Here is a 15,714-nt window from a genome sequence, read left to right as displayed (position 1 = left end):
GAGCGAGCCGGGAAGGGGGTCCTCCCGGACGCTGCTGGGCATGACCGGGGCGGCGGACACGCACGCAGCACCGAGACACTACTCGGTGCTGCGTGAGCCCGGCGCTCGCCCGTACCGCGCGTCCGGCGGCGGGCTGATCAGTACCCCGGGAAGCGGGAAGTCACTTCTTCCCGTGCTCCAGCGGCGGCGCGATCTCCGCAGTCGGCTTCTCGCCCTCCGGCTCGGAGATGGTCTCCTGCGCCGGGGCGTCCGAGGGGGTCGACGCGACGCCGGACACGGTCTCGTCCGCGTCGGACAGCTCCGCGGTCTCCTCGGTCTCGGTGACCGGCTCGACCTTCTCGCGCACCGCCAGGCGCAGCCAGGTGGTGACGACACCCGGGGCGATCTCGAGGTCGATCGTGGTGTCACCGGACGTGTCGGCCACCGTGGCGTAGAGGCCCGAGGTGGTCATCACGCGGTCGCCGGGGTTCAGGTTGTCCTGCAGGTCCTTCTGGGCCGCCTGCTGCTTCTTCTGCTTGCGGGTGCCCATGATGAGCGGCACGGCCACCACGAGCAGCAGCAGCAACGGCAGCAGTAACTGATTCATGACTCTCCATTCGACGGACGCCGCCGGCCGACGCCCGCGTCCGGTTGTGACGGATGTGCTGTGTTCGAGTGTGCCAGGTGCCCGCGCAAACGCCAGCACCCACCGTCGGTTCGCACCCCGTCAGCCCTGGTCGAACAGCGTCGGACCGCCCGGACCGGACCGCCCCGGCTCGGGCGGCGGCACCAGGCCGAGGTGCTCCCACGCCGCCGGAGTGGCGACCCGGCCCCGGGGAGTGCGCGCGAGCATACCCGCGCGCACCAGGTAGGGTTCGCACACCTCTTCCACGGTCGTCGTTTCCTCGCCCACGGCCACCGCGAGCGTGGAGATGCCGACCGGTCCCCCGCCGAACGAGCGGGTCAGCGCGCCGAGCACCGCCCGGTCCAGCCGGTCCAGGCCCAGTTCGTCCACGTCGTAGACCTTCAGCGCGGCCCGCGCGACCTCGCAGGTGATCCGGCCGTCCGCGCGGACCTCGGCGTAGTCGCGGACCCGGCGCAGCAGCCGGTTGGCGATCCGGGGTGTTCCGCGCGAGCGGCCGGCGATCTCCGCGCAGCCGTCCCGGTCGATCTCGATGCCGAGGATCGTCGCCGCCCGGCGCACCACCAGCTCCAGCTCGGAATCGGAGTAGAACTCCAGCTGGCCGGTGAAGCCGAACCGGTCCCGCAGCGGGCCGGTCAGCGATCCGGACCGGGTGGTGGCCCCGACCAGGGTGAACGGCGCGATCTCCAGCGGGATGCTGGTGGCTCCGGGGCCCTTGCCGACGACCACGTCGACCCGGAAGTCCTCCATCGCGAGGTAGAGCATCTCCTCGGCGGGCCGGGCGATGCGGTGGATCTCGTCGATGAACAGCACGTCACCGGCCGCCAGGTTGGACAGCATCGCGGCCAGGTCGCCCGCGCGTTCGAGGGCGGGCCCGGAGGTGATCCGGATGGCCGCGCCCAGTTCGGCGGCCACGATCATGGCCATGCTCGTCTTGCCGAGCCCGGGCGGGCCGGACAGCAGCACGTGGTCCGGCGGCACCCCCCGCCTGCGCGCGCTTTCCAGCACCAGCTCCAGCTGCTCGCGCACGCGCGGCTGGCCGACGAACTCGTCCAGCTTGCGCGGGCGGAGAGTGGTCTCCAGATCGCCCTCACCGGTCTGCGCGAGCGCGGACAGCGTTTCCTCGCCGGCCTCGTCCCCGCCGGTCCCGAACTCGGTCACCTCGTGGTTCATCGGCTACTGCTTGCGGCCGAGGGTCGCGAGCGCGGAGCGCAGCACCGACGAGGTGGTGTGCCCCTCGCCCTCGCCGAGCACGCGGTCCACCGCCTGTTCGGCCTGTTTGGCCGGGAAGCCGAGACCGGCCAGCGCCTCCACGACCTCACCGCGCAGCGCACCGGGCGCCGCCACCGCCGGCGCTTCACCGGCGCCGCCGAGCGCGGTGACCTTGTCGCGCAACTCGAGGCTGAGCCGCTCGGCGCCCTTGCGGCCGATGCCGGGCACCTGGGTGAGCACGGTGAGGTTGCCTTCGACCAGCGCGGCGCGCAGCTTGTCCGGCTCCAGCACGGCCAGGGTGGCCAGCGCGAGCCGCGGTCCGATGCCGGACACGGTCTGCAGCAGGCCGAACAGCTCGCGCGCGTCCTCGCCGGCGAATCCGAAGAGGGTCAGCGAATCCTCACGCACGACCAGCGCGGTGTGCAGCCGGGTCTGCTCGCCGCGGCGCAGCGTGGCCAGCGTCGCCGGGGTGGCCTGCACGGCGAGGCCGACTCCGCCGACCTCGACCACCACGTGGTCGAGGCCGACGGAGAGCACTTCACCGCGTACCGAGGAGATCATCGTCGTGCTCCTGATTCGTCCTGCGTTTTCGTGGGCCCGGCCTGCTCTCTCGCAAGCCCGGCCGGTGTTTTCGAAGGCCCCGCCGGGGTCTTCGGCGGCCCGGCCTGTTTCGCCGCGGCGGCGAGCCGGGCTCGGTGCGATCGCGCCAGCTCGGCGGCCCGGGCCTCGGCCTCGGCGAGCCGGACCCGCATCGGCTCCCGCCAGAGGTGGCAGATGGCCAGCGCCAGCGCGTCCGCCGCGTCGGCGGGCTTCGGCCGTTCCTCGAGGCCGAGCAGGCGCATCACCATACCGGTGACCTGAGCCTTGTCCGCGCGGCCGGAGCCGGTGACGGCGGCCTTCACCTCGCTGGGGGTGTGGAACACGACCGGCAGCCCGCGCCGGGCCGCGGCCAGCGCCACCACCCCACCGGCCTGCGCGGTGCCCATCGCGGTGCGCACGTTGTGCTGGGCGAACACCCGCTCCACCGCGACCGCCTCCGGCCGGTACCGGTCGAGCCAACGCTCCACCTCGTCGGCGACCGACAGCAGCCGCTGCGCCAGGTCCGTGTCCGCCGGTGTCCGCACCACCCCGACCGCGACCGGGCGCACGGACCGGCCCTTGCCGCCGTCGACGACACCGAGGCCGCACCTGGTCAGACCGGGATCGACCCCGAGCACCCGCACCCGTTCTCCTCCGCCCGCGCGAACATCCGTTCGACATGCAGGCTAGCGGTCGCCCCGGCGGGTCCTGCGGACGGACACGCCCGGCGGGCACCATGGGGGGATGCCCGTCCCGGAGGATCCCGCACCGTTCATCACGCACCTGGGCCTGACGCCGCTGCCGGGTGAAGGCGGGCAGTACGCGGAGAGCTGGCGTGGCGAGGAGGGCTCGTCGATCTACTACCTGCTGCGGGCACCGGAGTTCTCCGCGCCGCACCGGCTGGACCGGGTCGAGGTGTTCGTGCACCACGCCGGCGCGCCGGCCCGGATGCTGCTGCTGCATCCCGGCGGGGAGGTGACCCGGCCGGTGCTCGGCGGCGACGTGGCCGCGGGCGAGCGCCCGCAGGTCGTGGTGCCGGCCGGGGTCTGGCAGGCGACGGTCACGCTGGGCGCGTGGAGCCTGCTCGGCACCGTGGTGGTGCCGCCCTACACCGGCGACTGCGTGGAGTTCACGGAACCGGCCGCGCTCGCCGCGCGGTTCCCCGCCGCGGCGGCGGAGCTGGCGGCACTGCCGCAGCGGTGATCAGGGCCCGTCGACGCCCGGCGTCCAGCTTTCCGGCTGCCCGCTTTCGGTGAGCACCAGCTGCCACTGCGCGAACCCGTCGGGCGCAGTGTCCTGCCACGGGAAATGCCCGTCCGGTGTGGCGACGATCAGTTGCAGGGCCGGGAAATCGCCGTCCGGGTACACCAGGAACGCGGACCCGAAGTACTCCGGGTAGTGGCCTTTCGCCACGCGTTCGAACACCACCGGCGCGCCGTCGAAGAAATCGTCGTACCGCTTGCCGACCTCGAAGATCTCACCGTTGGCCGCACGGTCCACGTAGGCGTCCAGCAGCACCGGGCCCATCTGCGCGGGCAGCCCGAGCACGACCGCTTCGGGCACGTTGTGCAGCGCCCACGCGCACGCGGTGAAACAGTAGCCCGCTCCCTGGTCGTCCTGGGCCACCGAGATCACCGCATTGCCCCGATCCCTGGCCTGGGACTCGATCCACGCGATGAGGCGCTGTTCTTCGGCGTTGAGGGCTGGGCTCGTCACGGCGGCCATTCTGCCGTACCGGGGCCGCCGAACCCAGACCCCGTGCCGGAGATTTTCGGTCCGGAGCAAGGATTTCCGCGATTTCCGTTGCCACACAGGGAAAATCGACCGAAAAAAACGGCCGCGGCCCCCCAGGCGTTCCGGGGGCCGCGGCCGTCGCTGCGTGGTGACTCAGTCCACCGCCGCCATGACTTCGTCCGAGACGTCGAAGTTCGCGTAGACGTTCTGCACGTCGTCGCAGTCCTCGAGGGCGTCGATCAGCTTGAAAATCTTCTTCGCCCCGTCCACGTCGAGCGGCACGCTCACCGACGGCAGGAAGGTCAGGTCGGCCGATTCGTACTCGAACCCGGCCTCCTGCAGGGCCTTGCGCACCGGGACCAGGTCGCCGCCCTCGGAGACGATCTCGAAGCTCTCGTCGAGGTCGTTGACCTCCTCGGCGCCCGCGTCGAGAACAGCCAGGAGCACGTCGTCCTCGGTCGCCTCCGCCTTGGGCATGATCACCACGCCCTTGCGGTTGAACATGTAGGCGACCGAGCCCGGGTCGGCGAGCGAACCGTTGTTGCGGGTGAGCGCGGTGCGCACCTCCATCGCGGCCCGGTTCTTGTTGTCGGTGAGGCATTCGATGAGCACCGCGACCCCGTTGGGCCCGTACCCCTCGTAGGTGATGTTCTGCCAGTCGGCGCCGCCGGCCTCTTCCCCGGCGCCGCGCTTGCGCGCGCGCTCGATGTTGTCCTGCGGGACCGAGTTGCGTTTGGCCTTCTGGATGGCGTCGTACAGCGTGGGGTTGCCGTCCGGGTCACCCCCGCCGGTCCGGGCGGCCACCTCGATGTTCTTGATCAGCCGCGCGAAGAGCTTGCCCCGCTTGGCGTCGAGGTTGGCCTTCTTGTGCTTCGTCGTGGCCCACTTGGAGTGGCCGCTCATCTCTCCTCCATTTGTTCCGCGCCCGGCGCGCCTCGCGGCCGGCCGGACGCCGCAATCCCTGCTCAGGCTTCCCGTACGACCTCGACGAACAGCCGGTGGCACCGTTCGTCCCCGGTGATCTCCGGGTGGAACGCCGTGGCCAGCACCGCCCCCTGCCGGACGGCGACGATCCTATCCACCCGCGGCCCGTCCGGCTCGCCGTCCGGATCGGCCGGGCCCGCCACGGTGGCCAGCACCGCGACCCCGTCCGCCGCCTTCTCCACCCACGGCGCCCGGATGAACACCGCGTGCACCGGCCCGCCGGACACGCCCGCGAAGGGCAGGTCGGCCTCGAACGAATCGACCTGCCTTCCGAACGCGTTGCGCCGCACGACCACGTCGAGCCCGCCGAGCTGACGCTGGTCCGGGCGCCCGTCGAGCACCTGGCGGGCCAGCAGGATCATCCCGGCGCAGGAGCCGAACGCCGGCAGCCCGCCCGCGATCCGTTCCCGCAGCGGCTCGAGCAGCCCGAAGTTCTCCAGCAGCCGCGACATCGTGGTGGACTCGCCACCCGGCAGCACCAGGCCGTCCACTTCGGACAGCTCGGCCGGACGGCGCACCGGGACCGCCCGGGCACCCGCGCGCTCCAGCATCGCGACGTGCTCGCGCACGGCACCCTGCAGGGCGAGCACACCGACCACCGGCCGTGCTCGGAAAGCTGTCGCCACCCGACCTCCCGAAAGACGTTCGCCCCAGCTTAGGGGGGCCGTCCGCGGGCCAACCCGGCAGGTCAGCGGGCACCTGCGCGGGCCGCCCACCCGGCCGCGTCCCGCCGCCGACGTGAAGTGGACTGCTGAAACCATTCGAAAGTGGATACCCGAAAGGTGATCTCCGCCGCGCATTCCCGCCGTCGGCGAGCCGGGCCACTTCCGCAGTCCCCAGCGTACTCGTCCTCGATTCCGCAGGTCAGAAACCTGCCGATGAGCTGCACCACCGTGAGCCGTCGCGGCACCGGCGTGAAAGTGGCCTTCCGAGATACCCCAGTACTGGCCTGCCTTACCGGTCCACCCTGCACCTACGCTGAGGAGTGACCAGCAGCGTCCCCCTCCGAGAAAGGTCCGCAAGGTGTCGCAGCAGCAGAGCGCCGAACCCCAGTCCGTCACCGGTACCGCCAAGGTCAAACGCGGGATGGCGGAGATGCTCAAGGGTGGCGTGATCATGGACGTGGTCACCGCCGAGCAGGCCAAGATCGCCGAGGACGCCGGCGCGGTCGCGGTGATGGCGCTCGAACGCGTGCCCGCCGACATCCGCGCGCAGGGCGGCGTGGCGCGGATGAGCGACCCGGACCTGATCGACGGCATCATCGGGAAGGTGTCGATCCCGGTCATGGCTAAGGCCCGGATCGGCCATTTCGTCGAGGCCCAGGTGCTGCAGTCGCTCGGCGTCGACTACGTCGACGAGTCCGAGGTGCTCACCCCCGCCGACTACGCCAACCACATCGACAAGTGGGCGTTCACCGTGCCGTTCGTGTGCGGGGCGACCAACCTCGGCGAGGCGCTGCGCCGGATCACCGAGGGCGCGGCGATGATCCGCTCGAAGGGCGAGGCCGGCACCGGCGACGTCTCCAACGCGACCACGCACATGCGCAAGATCCGCGGGGAGATCCGCAGGCTGCAGTCGCTGCCCGAGGACGAGCTGTACGTCGCCGCCAAGGAGCTGCAGGCGCCGTACGAGCTGGTGCGCGAGGTGGCCGAGGCGGGCAAGCTGCCGGTGGTGCTGTTCACCGCGGGCGGCATCGCCACCCCGGCCGACGCGGCGATGATGATGCAGCTGGGCGCGGAAGGCGTGTTCGTCGGCTCGGGCATCTTCAAGTCGGGCAACCCCGCGCAGCGCGCCGAGGCGATCGTCAAGGCCACCACCTTCCACGACGACCCGGACATGCTGGCCAAGGTCTCCCGCGGCCTGGGCGAGGCGATGGTCGGCATCAACGTGGACGACCTGCCCGAGCCACACCGCCTCGCCGAACGCGGCTGGTGACAAGCTCGGCGTCCGCCCGGCGGCCACGGCATGCACAGCCCCCCGGCGCTGGGCGGCACGTCACACGCTGTGCGGGTCCCCGACCAGTCACTGGACGGGCATCAGCGGCGAGCGGCGGAAAAGGGCCGCGGATCCTGAACGCGGCACACGGATCGCCCGCCGGGATCCGCGGGCACTCCTGCACCGACCCGGAAGCCCGCGTCCGGACGTTGCGCAGCCACACCGGCGAATGACCCGGCCGGCTCACGTGTATTCCGAGATCTCCACTCCGAATGTGCCCGGTTCGAGTGCTTCGAACACGTGCCGGACGTCGCCGGGGTAGGCGATGTAGTCGCCGGGGAGGAGTTCGGCCGGGTCGTCGGCCACGCCGATGCGGGCGCGGCCTGCGCAGAGCACGATGTGCTCGACCACGCCGTTCATGTGCGGGTCCGAGCGGCGCGGCGTGCCCGGCTCGCCGCGGACCAGGTACATGTCCCGCCGCGCCGCGCTCGGGCACGCGGACAGCAGGGTGCACGCGTAGTCGGCGTGTTCGGCGAACACCGTCGGCCCGCTGCCCGCGCGGATCACCCGGACCTGGGGGCGGTCCGGTTCGACCAGCCGGGAGAACGGCACGTCGAGCGCCACGCCGAGCGCCCACAGCGTCTCCACGCTCGGGTTGCCGGAACCCGATTCCAGCTGCGACAGGGTGGATTTCGCGAGGCCGGCGCGGCGGGCCACTTCGGTCAGCGACAGCCCGGCGCGGGCCCGCTCCCGGCGCAGCGACGTCGCGATGATGTCCAGCGGCGCGGCCGTGGTGTCCTGGGACATGTGTGTTCGCTCCATCAGTCTTCGCGTTCGCCTTGACGAACTGGTCGTGCAGTGTTCAGCATAGGGCACTATGCGTTCGATCTGGCGAACACTCGATCGCGGCCTCGCCCGCGACATCGGCCTCGTCTGCCTGGCCGACACCCTCGTCGGCGTCTCCTACGGCGCCATCTCGGTGGGTTCCGGCTTCCCGCTGTGGGCGCCGATGCTGTTGTCGCTGCTGGTTTTCGCCGGCGCTTCGCAGTTCATGTTCGTCGGCATCGTGGCCTCCGGCGGCAATCCGCTCGCCGCCGTCGCGGCCGGGTTGCTGGTCAACGCGCGCCACGTGCCGTTCGGGTTCGCGATCGGCGACGTGTTCGGCCGCGGCCGGCTCGGCCGGTTACTGGGCAGTCACCTGATGATCGACGAGTCAGTGGCGTTCGCGCTGGCCCAGCGGGACGCCGACCGCAGGCGGGCGGCGTACTGGGCGTGCGGGATCGGCCTGTTCGCCTGCTGGAACGTCGGCGTCGTGCTCGGCGCCTTCGCCGGCACCGCGATCGGGGACACCGACGCGTTCGGCCTGGACGCGGCGTTCCCGGCCGTACTGCTGGCGCTCGTGCTGCCGTCGCTGAAGGACAAAACCTCCCGGTTGCCGGTGCTGATCGGCGTGGTGATCGCCCTCGCCGCGACGCCGGTGCTCCCCGCGGGCCTGCCGGTGCTGCTCGCGCTGGCCGGCGTGGTCGCGGGGGCCGCGGCCAAGGAACCGGAACAGCTGGAGAAGACCCGCTGATGGACACTGCCGAATTGCTGATCGCCACCGCGGTGCTGGGTGCGGGCACGTTCGCGTTCCGCTTCGCCGGACCGGTCCTGCGCGACCGGGTCAAGCTGTCCCCCCGCGCCGAGCGGCTGATGACGCTCGCCGCGGTCGTGCTGCTGGCCGCACTGGTGGCCACGAGCGCACTCACCGAGGGGCACGGCTTCGCCGGCGTCGCCCGTCCGGCCGGAGTGCTCGTCGGCGGCGTGCTCGCCTGGCGGAAGGCGCCGTTCGTGGTGGTGGTGATCGCGGCCGCGGCGACCGCGGCACTGCTGCGCCTCGCCGGAGTGCCCTGACCCTCCGACAGTCCACAGTAGACGATCGAGCACGGACGGTCAGTCGCCCGCCGTGAGGAGCTCGCCGCCCGCCCTGAGTCCGGGATCCGGCCACAGCCCGTCGGGTGGCACGCGGCGGTCAGATCCCTCCCGCGCCTTGCCTCACCAGGACAACAGGTGTGTGATCGAGGACACAGGTGTTCGCCGTCGTCCGCTGAGGAGGCCGCCATGGCCGACAAGCAGAACAGGAGTACCGGCACCGGGGCCGCCGTCGCTGTGTCCGACCCCGCCAAGGTGCGCAACGTCGTCCTCGTCGGGCCTTCGGGGTCCGGCAAGACCACCCTCACCGAGGCGCTGCTCGCCGCGTCCGGGACGGTGCCTCGTGCCGGTTCGGTCGTGGAGGGCACCACGGTGTGCGACCACGATCCGGCGGCGGTCCGGCAGCAGCGCTCGGTCGGGCTTTCCGTGGCTCCGGTCCTGCACGCCGGGCACAAGATCAACCTCATCGACACCCCGGGGTACGCCGATTTCGTCGGTGAACTGCGGGCCGGGCTGCGGGCCGCGGACGCCGCGCTGTTCGTGGTCTGCGCGGCCGAGGGCGTGGACGCCGCGACGGTGGCGGTCTGGGAAGAGTGCGCGGCCGTCGGGATGCCGCGTGCGGTCGTCGTCTCCCGTCTCGACCACCACCGCGCCGATCCGCTCGCGGAGATCTCCGCCTGCCAGGCCGCGTTCGGCGCCGGTGTGCTGCCGCTCTACCTGCCCGCCGGCGACGGGCTGACCGGCCTGGTGACCCGGCGCCGCTACGACTACTCCGGCGGGTACCCGCCCCACGTGGGGGAACCCGATCCGGGGGCGTTGGACGGGCTGGCCGAGGCCCGGGACGCGCTGATCGAGGGCATCATCGCCGAGAGCGAGGACGAGACGCTGATGGACCGCTACCTCACCGGCGAGGAGATCTCCGAGGAGGTGCTGATCTCCGATCTGGAGACCGCGGTCGCGCGCGGTGCGTTCCACCCGGTCATTCCGGTGTGCGCGACGAGCGGCGTCGGGCTGGCGGAGGTCCTGGACGGGATCGTGCGCGCCTTCCCGTCGCCGTTGGAACACCGGCTGCCCGGCGTGACCAGCCCGGACGGCGCCCCGCACGAGGCACTGGCCGCCGATCCGGACGGTCCGCTCGCCGCGGAGGTGGTGCGCACCGCGGTCGACTCCTACGTCGGCCGCGTCTCGCTGGTGCGGGTGTTCTCCGGGACGCTGCGGCCGGAGCATCCGGTGCACGTGTCCGGGCACGGGCTCGCCGAACGCGGGCACGCGGACCACGACGCCGACGAACGCGTGGCCCACCTGTACTCACCGCTCGGCTCGAACCTGCGAGAGGTGCCCTACTGCGTGGCCGGCGATCTGTGCGCGCTCACGAAAGTCGGCACCGCGGAGACCGGCGACACCGTGTCGTCCCCGGACGATCCACTCGTGATGAAGCCGTGGCGGATGCCCGAACCGCTGCTGCCGGTCGCCGTGGTGGCCAAGACCCGCAGCGACGAGGACACGTTGTCCCGCAACCTTTCCCGGCTCGTCGCGGGCGATCCGACGCTGCGTCTGGAGCGCAATGCCGAGACCGGCCAGCTCGTGCTGTGGTGCATGGGCGAGGCGCATGCCGACGTGGTGCTTTCGCGGCTGCGCGCGGGCGGTGCGGAGGTGGACACCGAACCGGTGCGGATCAGCCTGCGTGCCACGTTCGCGAAACCGGCGCGCGGGCACGGCAGGCACGTCAAGCAGTCCGGCGGGCACGGGCAGTTCGCCGTGTGCGACGTCGAGGTGCAGCCGCTGCCGCGCGGTGGCGGGTTCGAGTTCGTGGACAAGGTGGTGGGCGGCGCGGTGCCGCACCAGTTCATCCCGAGTGTGGAGAAGGGCGTCCGCGCGCAGCTGGCCCGCGGACTCCAGGACGGCCACCCGGTGGTCGACGTGCGGGTGAGCCTGGTCGACGGCAAGGCGCACAGCGTCGACTCGTCCGACGCGGCGTTCCAGACCGCCGGGGCGCTCGCGCTGCGCGAGGCGGCCGCGGCCGGCCGGGTCACCCTGCTGGAACCGCTGGACGAGGTCGAAGTGACCCTGCCCGACGAACACCTGGGCACCGTGCTCGGCGACCTGTCGTCCCGCCGGGGCCGGGTCCTGGGCACCGAGTCCGGCGAAGGCGGCCACACGCTGGTCCACGCCGAGGTCCCGGCTGCGGAACTGCTTCGCTACGCGGTCGACCTGCGCTCGCTGACCTCCGGCACCGCGACGTTCACCCGCCGGCACGCCCGCTTCGAACCGATGCCGGAAGGAGCCGCAGTCCCCTCGTGAGTGGCTACGCCGGTCAGAAACCGGACTGGACCACTCATGAGGGTTCAGAACGCGAAGCCGCCCGGGCGGCCGTTGCGGTCGGCCAGCAGGCCCGCCAGCGTCGCGACGGCGATTTCCGGCGGTGTGCGTGAGCCGATGTTCAGCCCGACCGGACGGTGCACGCGGGCGATGTCGGGCTCGGGCACGTCCAGCGCTCGCAGCGCCTCGACGTGCGGGCCGGGATGGCGCGGGTTGCCCAGCACGCCGATCCACCGGGCTTCGGCCGTCAGCGCCGACTGGAGCACGGCGCCGAGCTCGGTACGGTGGTGGTCGGTGACCACGACGTCGGCGTCCGGACCGGGATCCGGCGGCGTGGTGCGGACTTCGACGCCTTCGGGCGCGTCTGTGGCCCGAGCCGCGTCGGGTTCGAACAGCACCGGGTGGTAGCCCAGGTCCGCGGCGTACCGCAGCAGGTAACGGGCGACCGGCGAGGCGAACACGGCCACCAGCGTCCGTTCGGCGGGCACACTCTCGGCTTCGCCGTGGGCGACGGCGCACGCATCCGGTTCAGTGGGCACCCGGCGATTCTGCCTCACAACTCCGGTTCCGCGAACTCGAAGTACTCCGGCAGCGGCGCGGTCCCGGCCAGCTTGAAGTACCGCACCTTACGGCGGCGACGCAGGGCGCGGGTGTCCCGCACGGCGTCGTTGTGCACCCGGCGGGCGATCACCACGCGGTGTTCGGCGTCGGTCAGCTCACCGGCCAGCGCCGGCGGCAGGCGGGCACGGTCGACCCGCGACAGCAGCAGCGTCAGTTCGTTCTCCTCGGCTTCCCGGTCCACGCGGGCGGCCGCCTCGGCGCGTTCGGCGGTGACACGGAGCCCGTCGCCTTCGAGAACCGCCGCGACCGCGCGGGCGACCACCGCGCGCCGGGCGAGCGCGGCGTCCAGCGCCGCCCAGCCCGCGTCCGTGCGCACGTGCAGCCGGTCCAGCCGGTTCGCCGTCGCGACGAGGAACAGGCCGCCGAGCACCACCACGACCGCGATCGCGGCGAGCAGCCACATCAGCCAGCTCACCGGGCGTACTCCCGTTCACCCGCCACGACCAGCCGCGGATCGGCGGCGATCGCCGTCTCGTACACCCGCAGCACCTGGGTGACCACCATCGGCCAGTCGTAGCCGGTCACCCGCTCGCCGGCCGCCGCGGCCAGCGACGCCCGGCGGGCCGGATCGCCCAGCAGCTCCCGCAACCCGTCGGCGAGCGCGCCCGGATCACCGGTCGCGGTGAGCATGCCGGCCTTGCCGTCGTCGAGCACCCGGCGGAACGAGTCGAGCCCGCTGGCCAGCACCGGCGTCCCCGCGGCCATGGCCTCGGTGAGGATCATGCCGAAGCTCTCGCCCCCGGTGTTGGGCGCGCAGTACACGTCCACGCTGCGCAGCGCACGGGCCTTCGTGGCGTCGTCCACCTGGCCGAGCAGCTCGATGTGCGGCCACAGCCGCGGCCCGGCCATCCGGCGCAGCTGGTCGGGATCCCCCCGCCCGACCACGAGCAACCGCAGGTCCTCGAACTCCGGCAGCAACTGCCGCGCCGCCTCGAGCAGCACGCCCATTCCCTTGCGCGGTTCGGTGAACCGGCCGACGAAGCCGACCGTGCCGCCCGCTCGTGGATAGCCGTCCAGCGGCGTGGCCCGGGAGAAGAAGTCGACGTCGACGCCGTTGGGGATTTCCACCGCGTCGCCACCGGCGTGCTCCACCTGCACCCGCCGGGCCAGCGCGGACACCGCGATGCGCGCGGTGATCTTCTCCAGCAACGGCCGCAGCACCGGCTGGAACGCCGAAAGCGTGCGCGAGCGGGTGGTCGCGGTGTGGAAAGTGGCCACGATCGGGCCGTCGGCCACCTTCAGTGCGAGCAGCGACAGGCTGGGCGCGGCCGGTTCGTGCAGATGCAGCACGTCGAAGCCGTTGTCCCGGATCCAGCGGCGCACCCGGGCATACGACACCGGGCCGAACTGCAGCCGGGCGACCGAGCCGTTGTACCGGATGCCGAGTGCCTTGCCCGCGGGGTGCACGAAGTCCGGCAGCCGCGCGTCCTCGTCGGCGGGGGCGAGCACGGACACCCGGTGCCCGCGCTCCTGCAGCGCCCGCGCCAGGTCGAGCACGTGCCCCTGCACCCCGCCGGGCACGTCGAAGGAGTACGGGCACACGATGCCGATCTTCCACCCCCCGGCCACGGCTCAGCTCGCTTCTTCGAGACCAGCGCGCCCGTCGAGATCGGCGGGCCAGAACGGCTGCAGCATGTGCCAGTCGGCCGGGTGGGCGGCGACGTCGCCGGCGAACGCGTCCGCGAGCGCCTGGGTGGCGGCGGGCACCTCGGCCCGCGCGGTGACCCGGATCCGCGGGTGCACGCGGATCTGCCAGCCGTCCTCGGAGTACCAGCTGCCGACCGGCAGCAGCGCGGCGCCGGTGGTCGCGGCCAGCCGCGCGGGACCGGCCGGCATCCGGGTGCGCTCGCCGAAGAACCGCACCGGCACCCCCGACGTGGTCAGGTCCCTGTCCCCCACCAGGCACACCACCTTGTTCTCCCGCAGCCGTTTCAGCAGCAGCCGCATCGCCGAACTGTCCCCGGTGTGCGGCACGATCTCGAACCCGAGCGATTCCCGGAAGGCGACGAACCGGCGGAACAACGACTCCGGCTCGAGCCGCTCCACCACCGTGGTGAACCCGCCGAGCCGGTCGCAGAGCCAGACCCCGGCGATGTCCCAGTTGCCGCTGTGCGGCAGCACGATCACCGCGCCGTTGCCCTCGGCGAGCGCGGCCTCGATGTTCTCGAATCCGGTGAGCACGACCCGGCGGACCACTTCGGCGGGGTCCATCGAGGGCAGCCGGAACGTCTCGTACCAGTAGCGCGCGTACGACCGCATCGCCCGGCGGACCAGCTCGTCGAGCTCCGCCTCCCCGGCCTGGGGCACCACCCGGGTCAGATTGGCGCGCAGCTGCCGCACCCCACCCCCGCCGCGGCGGGTGGCCATGTCCGCGCCGAGCGCGAAGGCCGCCGAACCGAACCGCCGCGGCACCCGCCGGACCAGCTGCCAGCCGGCCGCGTATCCCAGCTCGCCGAGTTTCCGCGACAGCGCGCTCACGGCTGCTGCCCGCCCGCCGGGAGATCGGCCCGCTTCGCCGCCGTGCGGGCCGCACCGGCCACCGCTGCCATCCGCTGCAGCAGCGTGACCACCGACAGCACGGCGAGCAGCCACAGCGTGATCTCGACGGTGTAGGGCACGCCGAGGCCGTGCAGCCCGGTGCCGACGAGCGCGATGATCAGCCGCTCGGCCCGTTCCACGAGCCCGCCGTCGGCTTCCAGCCCGGACGCCTCCGCCCGCGCCTTCACATACGAGATGACCTGGGCCAGCACGAGGCAGATCAGCGCGGCCGCCGCGGCCCGGGTGTTGTGCGCCTGGACGAAGCACCACCAGGCGATGGCCGCGAACAGCGCCCCGTCGACCAGCCGGTCGCAGGTCGCGTCGAGGACCGCGCCGAACGGGGTCCCGTAGCCGCGGGCCCGGGCCATCGCGCCGTCGAGCAGGTCCAGCATCGCGAAGCCCCACACGGTGAACGTGCCCCACAGCAGCATGCCCTGCGGGAAGAACGCGAGCGCGCACGCCATCGCGCCGACGGTGCCGAGCACCGTCATCACGTTCGGCGTCAGCCCGGCTCGGACCAGTGCGCGGCCGATCGGGTCCGTGACACGGGAGACCGAGGCGCGGGCGAAAATGTTGAGCATCTTCCTCGTTTGTGCACCTGGTTCGGGGGCGGGTGGGCGAGGGAAGCCTATCGACCCGGTCCACGACCCCGGACGTGCCCGCCCGCGACCGGCCGGGAGTCAGCCGGATCGGGGCAGTTCAGCGTCGCCGGCGGGGCAGCCGGCGTCCGGCCCGGAACCGTCTCCGGCGCCCCAGCCCACCTCCTCCTCGGCCGTCTCCTCGGCCGCCACGGCGGCCGCGCACCGCGGCTGGAGCGCGCCCAGGATCGCCGTGGAGATCTCCCCCAGCTGCCGTACCTGCTCCGGCGTCAGCGGGTCGAGCAGGCCCTCGCGGACCGCCGCCACGTGGCCGGGCGCGGCCGCCTCCAGCGCGGCCAGGCCCTCGCCGGTGAGCACCGCCCAGGAGCCGCGTTTGTCGGTAGGGCAGGACTCGCGGGTCACCCAGCCCTTGGCCTCCAGCCGGGCCACCGCGTGCGAGAGCCGGCTGCGCGAGGATCCGCGCGCGGCGGCCAGCTCGCTCATCCGCAGCCGGCGGCCCGGAGCCTCGGACAGCGAGACGAGGACCTCGTAGTACGTGTGCGGCATGCCCGACTCGTGTTGCAGCTGCCCTTCGAGATGCGCCTGCAGCATCGCCGTGGCGTTCGCGTACGCACGCCACACCTGCTGTTCCTGGTCGGTGAGCCAGCGCGGTCCGGACAT

The 15,714-nt window shown here is 72.6% G+C and carries 19 protein-coding genes; 5 read left to right on the top strand and 14 right to left on the bottom strand.

Features of this window, described 5'->3' with window-relative positions; all coding sequences use genetic code 11:
• Positions 1–160: 160 nt before the first annotated feature.
• From yajC to ruvC, 4 genes are all read right to left on the bottom strand, one after another.
• On the bottom strand, positions 161–586 hold the full coding sequence (gene yajC / locus BJY18_RS03385; protein WP_184777562.1) for a preprotein translocase subunit YajC: 426 nt from the start codon (positions 584–586) through the stop codon (positions 161–163).
• Between the two features lie 120 nt (positions 587–706).
• Positions 707–1,795 (bottom strand): Holliday junction branch migration DNA helicase RuvB, encoded by a 1,089-nt coding sequence (ruvB, locus tag BJY18_RS03380; RefSeq protein WP_184777560.1) that lies wholly within the window; start codon positions 1,793–1,795, stop codon positions 707–709.
• A gap of 3 nt (positions 1,796–1,798) precedes the next feature.
• Positions 1,799–2,395, bottom strand: coding sequence for a Holliday junction branch migration protein RuvA (gene ruvA, locus BJY18_RS03375; RefSeq protein WP_184777558.1), 597 nt, complete (start codon positions 2,393–2,395; stop codon positions 1,799–1,801).
• On the bottom strand, positions 2,392–3,057 hold the full coding sequence (gene ruvC / locus BJY18_RS03370) for a crossover junction endodeoxyribonuclease RuvC (RefSeq protein WP_184777556.1): 666 nt from the start codon (positions 3,055–3,057) through the stop codon (positions 2,392–2,394). The genes ruvA and ruvC overlap by 4 nt, the downstream gene beginning before the upstream one ends.
• Positions 3,058–3,157: 100 nt before the next feature.
• On the opposite strand from ruvC, the gene BJY18_RS03365 reads away from it, so the two are divergent.
• On the top strand, positions 3,158–3,616 hold the full coding sequence (locus BJY18_RS03365) for a cupin domain-containing protein (protein WP_184777554.1): 459 nt from the start codon (positions 3,158–3,160) through the stop codon (positions 3,614–3,616).
• On the opposite strand, the gene BJY18_RS03360 is transcribed toward BJY18_RS03365, so the two are convergent.
• The 3 genes from BJY18_RS03360 to pdxT all read right to left on the bottom strand — a co-directional run bounded on the left by BJY18_RS03360 (position 3,617) and on the right by pdxT (position 5,757).
• Positions 3,617–4,138 carry a DUF4262 domain-containing protein gene (locus BJY18_RS03360; protein WP_184777552.1) on the bottom strand — a complete coding sequence of 174 codons (522 nt, stop codon included), beginning with the start codon at positions 4,136–4,138 and terminating at the stop codon, positions 3,617–3,619.
• 162 nt (positions 4,139–4,300) lie between these two features.
• Complete coding sequence (locus tag BJY18_RS03355) at positions 4,301–5,050, bottom strand: YebC/PmpR family DNA-binding transcriptional regulator (RefSeq protein ID WP_184777550.1); 750 nt, start codon at positions 5,048–5,050, stop codon at positions 4,301–4,303.
• A 62-nt stretch (positions 5,051–5,112) separates the two neighbouring features.
• On the bottom strand, positions 5,113–5,757 hold the full coding sequence (gene pdxT / locus BJY18_RS03350; protein ID WP_312873719.1) for a pyridoxal 5'-phosphate synthase glutaminase subunit PdxT: 645 nt from the start codon (positions 5,755–5,757) through the stop codon (positions 5,113–5,115).
• Between the two features lie 397 nt (positions 5,758–6,154).
• Between pdxT and pdxS the strand changes: the two genes are divergently transcribed.
• Positions 6,155–7,066 (top strand): pyridoxal 5'-phosphate synthase lyase subunit PdxS, encoded by a 912-nt coding sequence (pdxS, locus tag BJY18_RS03345; protein ID WP_184777547.1) that lies wholly within the window; start codon positions 6,155–6,157, stop codon positions 7,064–7,066.
• A 243-nt stretch (positions 7,067–7,309) separates the two neighbouring features.
• Here pdxS and BJY18_RS03340 read toward each other — a convergent pair whose 3' ends face one another.
• The gene (locus BJY18_RS03340) at positions 7,310–7,873 is read right to left on the bottom strand and encodes a helix-turn-helix domain-containing protein (RefSeq protein WP_184777545.1); all 564 of its coding nucleotides are present in this window, start codon (positions 7,871–7,873) and stop codon (positions 7,310–7,312) included.
• A 70-nt stretch (positions 7,874–7,943) separates the two neighbouring features.
• Here BJY18_RS03340 and BJY18_RS03335 point away from each other — a divergent pair, with 70 nt between their 5' ends.
• The 3 genes from BJY18_RS03335 to BJY18_RS03325 all read left to right on the top strand — a co-directional run bounded on the left by BJY18_RS03335 (position 7,944) and on the right by BJY18_RS03325 (position 11,278).
• Positions 7,944–8,639, top strand: a complete 696-nt coding sequence (locus tag BJY18_RS03335) for an AzlC family ABC transporter permease (RefSeq protein WP_184777543.1) — start codon at positions 7,944–7,946, stop codon at positions 8,637–8,639.
• Positions 8,639–8,959, top strand: a complete 321-nt coding sequence (locus BJY18_RS03330; protein WP_184777542.1) for a branched-chain amino acid transport AzlD family protein — start codon at positions 8,639–8,641, stop codon at positions 8,957–8,959. The genes BJY18_RS03335 and BJY18_RS03330 overlap by 1 nt, the downstream gene beginning before the upstream one ends.
• A gap of 207 nt (positions 8,960–9,166) precedes the next feature.
• Positions 9,167–11,278, top strand: a complete 2,112-nt coding sequence (locus BJY18_RS03325) for an elongation factor G-like protein EF-G2 (RefSeq protein WP_184777540.1) — start codon at positions 9,167–9,169, stop codon at positions 11,276–11,278.
• A 44-nt stretch (positions 11,279–11,322) separates the two neighbouring features.
• Here the strand turns inward: BJY18_RS03325 and BJY18_RS03320 are convergent, their stop codons facing one another.
• The 6 genes from BJY18_RS03320 to BJY18_RS03295 all read right to left on the bottom strand — a co-directional run bounded on the left by BJY18_RS03320 (position 11,323) and on the right by BJY18_RS03295 (position 15,714).
• Entirely contained in the window at positions 11,323–11,835 is a 513-nt protein-coding gene (locus tag BJY18_RS03320) for an XdhC family protein (RefSeq protein WP_184777538.1), read from the bottom strand.
• Positions 11,836–11,849: 14 nt separating this feature from the next.
• Entirely contained in the window at positions 11,850–12,332 is a 483-nt protein-coding gene (locus tag BJY18_RS03315) for an NUDIX hydrolase (RefSeq protein WP_184777536.1), read from the bottom strand.
• Positions 12,329–13,486: a glycosyltransferase family 4 protein gene (locus BJY18_RS03310; protein WP_184777534.1), complete on the bottom strand. Its 1,158-nt coding sequence runs from the start codon at positions 13,484–13,486 to the stop codon at positions 12,329–12,331. The genes BJY18_RS03315 and BJY18_RS03310 overlap by 4 nt, the downstream gene beginning before the upstream one ends.
• Before the next feature lie 3 nt (positions 13,487–13,489).
• Complete coding sequence (locus BJY18_RS03305; protein WP_184777532.1) at positions 13,490–14,395, bottom strand: phosphatidylinositol mannoside acyltransferase; 906 nt, start codon at positions 14,393–14,395, stop codon at positions 13,490–13,492.
• Positions 14,392–15,036, bottom strand: coding sequence for a phosphatidylinositol phosphate synthase (pgsA, locus tag BJY18_RS03300; protein ID WP_184777530.1), 645 nt, complete (start codon positions 15,034–15,036; stop codon positions 14,392–14,394). Before pgsA ends, BJY18_RS03305 begins: the two co-directional genes overlap by 4 nt.
• Positions 15,037–15,135: 99 nt before the next feature.
• Positions 15,136–15,714: a MarR family winged helix-turn-helix transcriptional regulator gene (locus BJY18_RS03295; protein ID WP_184777528.1), complete on the bottom strand. Its 579-nt coding sequence runs from the start codon at positions 15,712–15,714 to the stop codon at positions 15,136–15,138.

Source organism: Amycolatopsis jiangsuensis (genome assembly GCF_014204865.1).
Taxonomy (GTDB): domain Bacteria; phylum Actinomycetota; class Actinomycetes; order Mycobacteriales; family Pseudonocardiaceae; genus Amycolatopsis; species Amycolatopsis jiangsuensis.
Note: the sequence above shows the minus strand (reverse complement) of the source record. Positions and strands in the feature narration are given on the sequence as shown.

What these genes read in the sequence shown, in the direction of transcription:
- yajC (WP_184777562.1), bottom strand. Translation starts at nt 586, where the DNA reads ATGAATCAGTTACTGCTGCCGTTGCTGCTGCTGCTCGTGGTGGCCGTG.
- ruvB (WP_184777560.1), bottom strand. Translation starts at nt 1,795, where the DNA reads ATGAACCACGAGGTGACCGAGTTCGGGACCGGCGGGGACGAGGCCGGC.
- ruvA (WP_184777558.1), bottom strand. Translation starts at nt 2,395, where the DNA reads ATGATCTCCTCGGTACGCGGTGAAGTGCTCTCCGTCGGCCTCGACCAC.
- BJY18_RS03365 (WP_184777554.1), top strand. Translation starts at nt 3,158, where the DNA reads ATGCCCGTCCCGGAGGATCCCGCACCGTTCATCACGCACCTGGGCCTG.
- BJY18_RS03360 (WP_184777552.1), bottom strand. Translation starts at nt 4,138, where the DNA reads ATGGCCGCCGTGACGAGCCCAGCCCTCAACGCCGAAGAACAGCGCCTC.
- BJY18_RS03355 (WP_184777550.1), bottom strand. Translation starts at nt 5,050, where the DNA reads ATGAGCGGCCACTCCAAGTGGGCCACGACGAAGCACAAGAAGGCCAAC.
- BJY18_RS03340 (WP_184777545.1), bottom strand. Translation starts at nt 7,873, where the DNA reads ATGTCCCAGGACACCACGGCCGCGCCGCTGGACATCATCGCGACGTCG.
- BJY18_RS03335 (WP_184777543.1), top strand. Translation starts at nt 7,944, where the DNA reads ATGCGTTCGATCTGGCGAACACTCGATCGCGGCCTCGCCCGCGACATC.
- BJY18_RS03330 (WP_184777542.1), top strand. Translation starts at nt 8,639, where the DNA reads ATGGACACTGCCGAATTGCTGATCGCCACCGCGGTGCTGGGTGCGGGC.
- BJY18_RS03325 (WP_184777540.1), top strand. Translation starts at nt 9,167, where the DNA reads ATGGCCGACAAGCAGAACAGGAGTACCGGCACCGGGGCCGCCGTCGCT.
- pgsA (WP_184777530.1), bottom strand. Translation starts at nt 15,036, where the DNA reads ATGCTCAACATTTTCGCCCGCGCCTCGGTCTCCCGTGTCACGGACCCG.
- BJY18_RS03295 (WP_184777528.1), bottom strand. Translation starts at nt 15,714, where the DNA reads ATGTCCGGACCGCGCTGGCTCACCGACCAGGAACAGCAGGTGTGGCGT.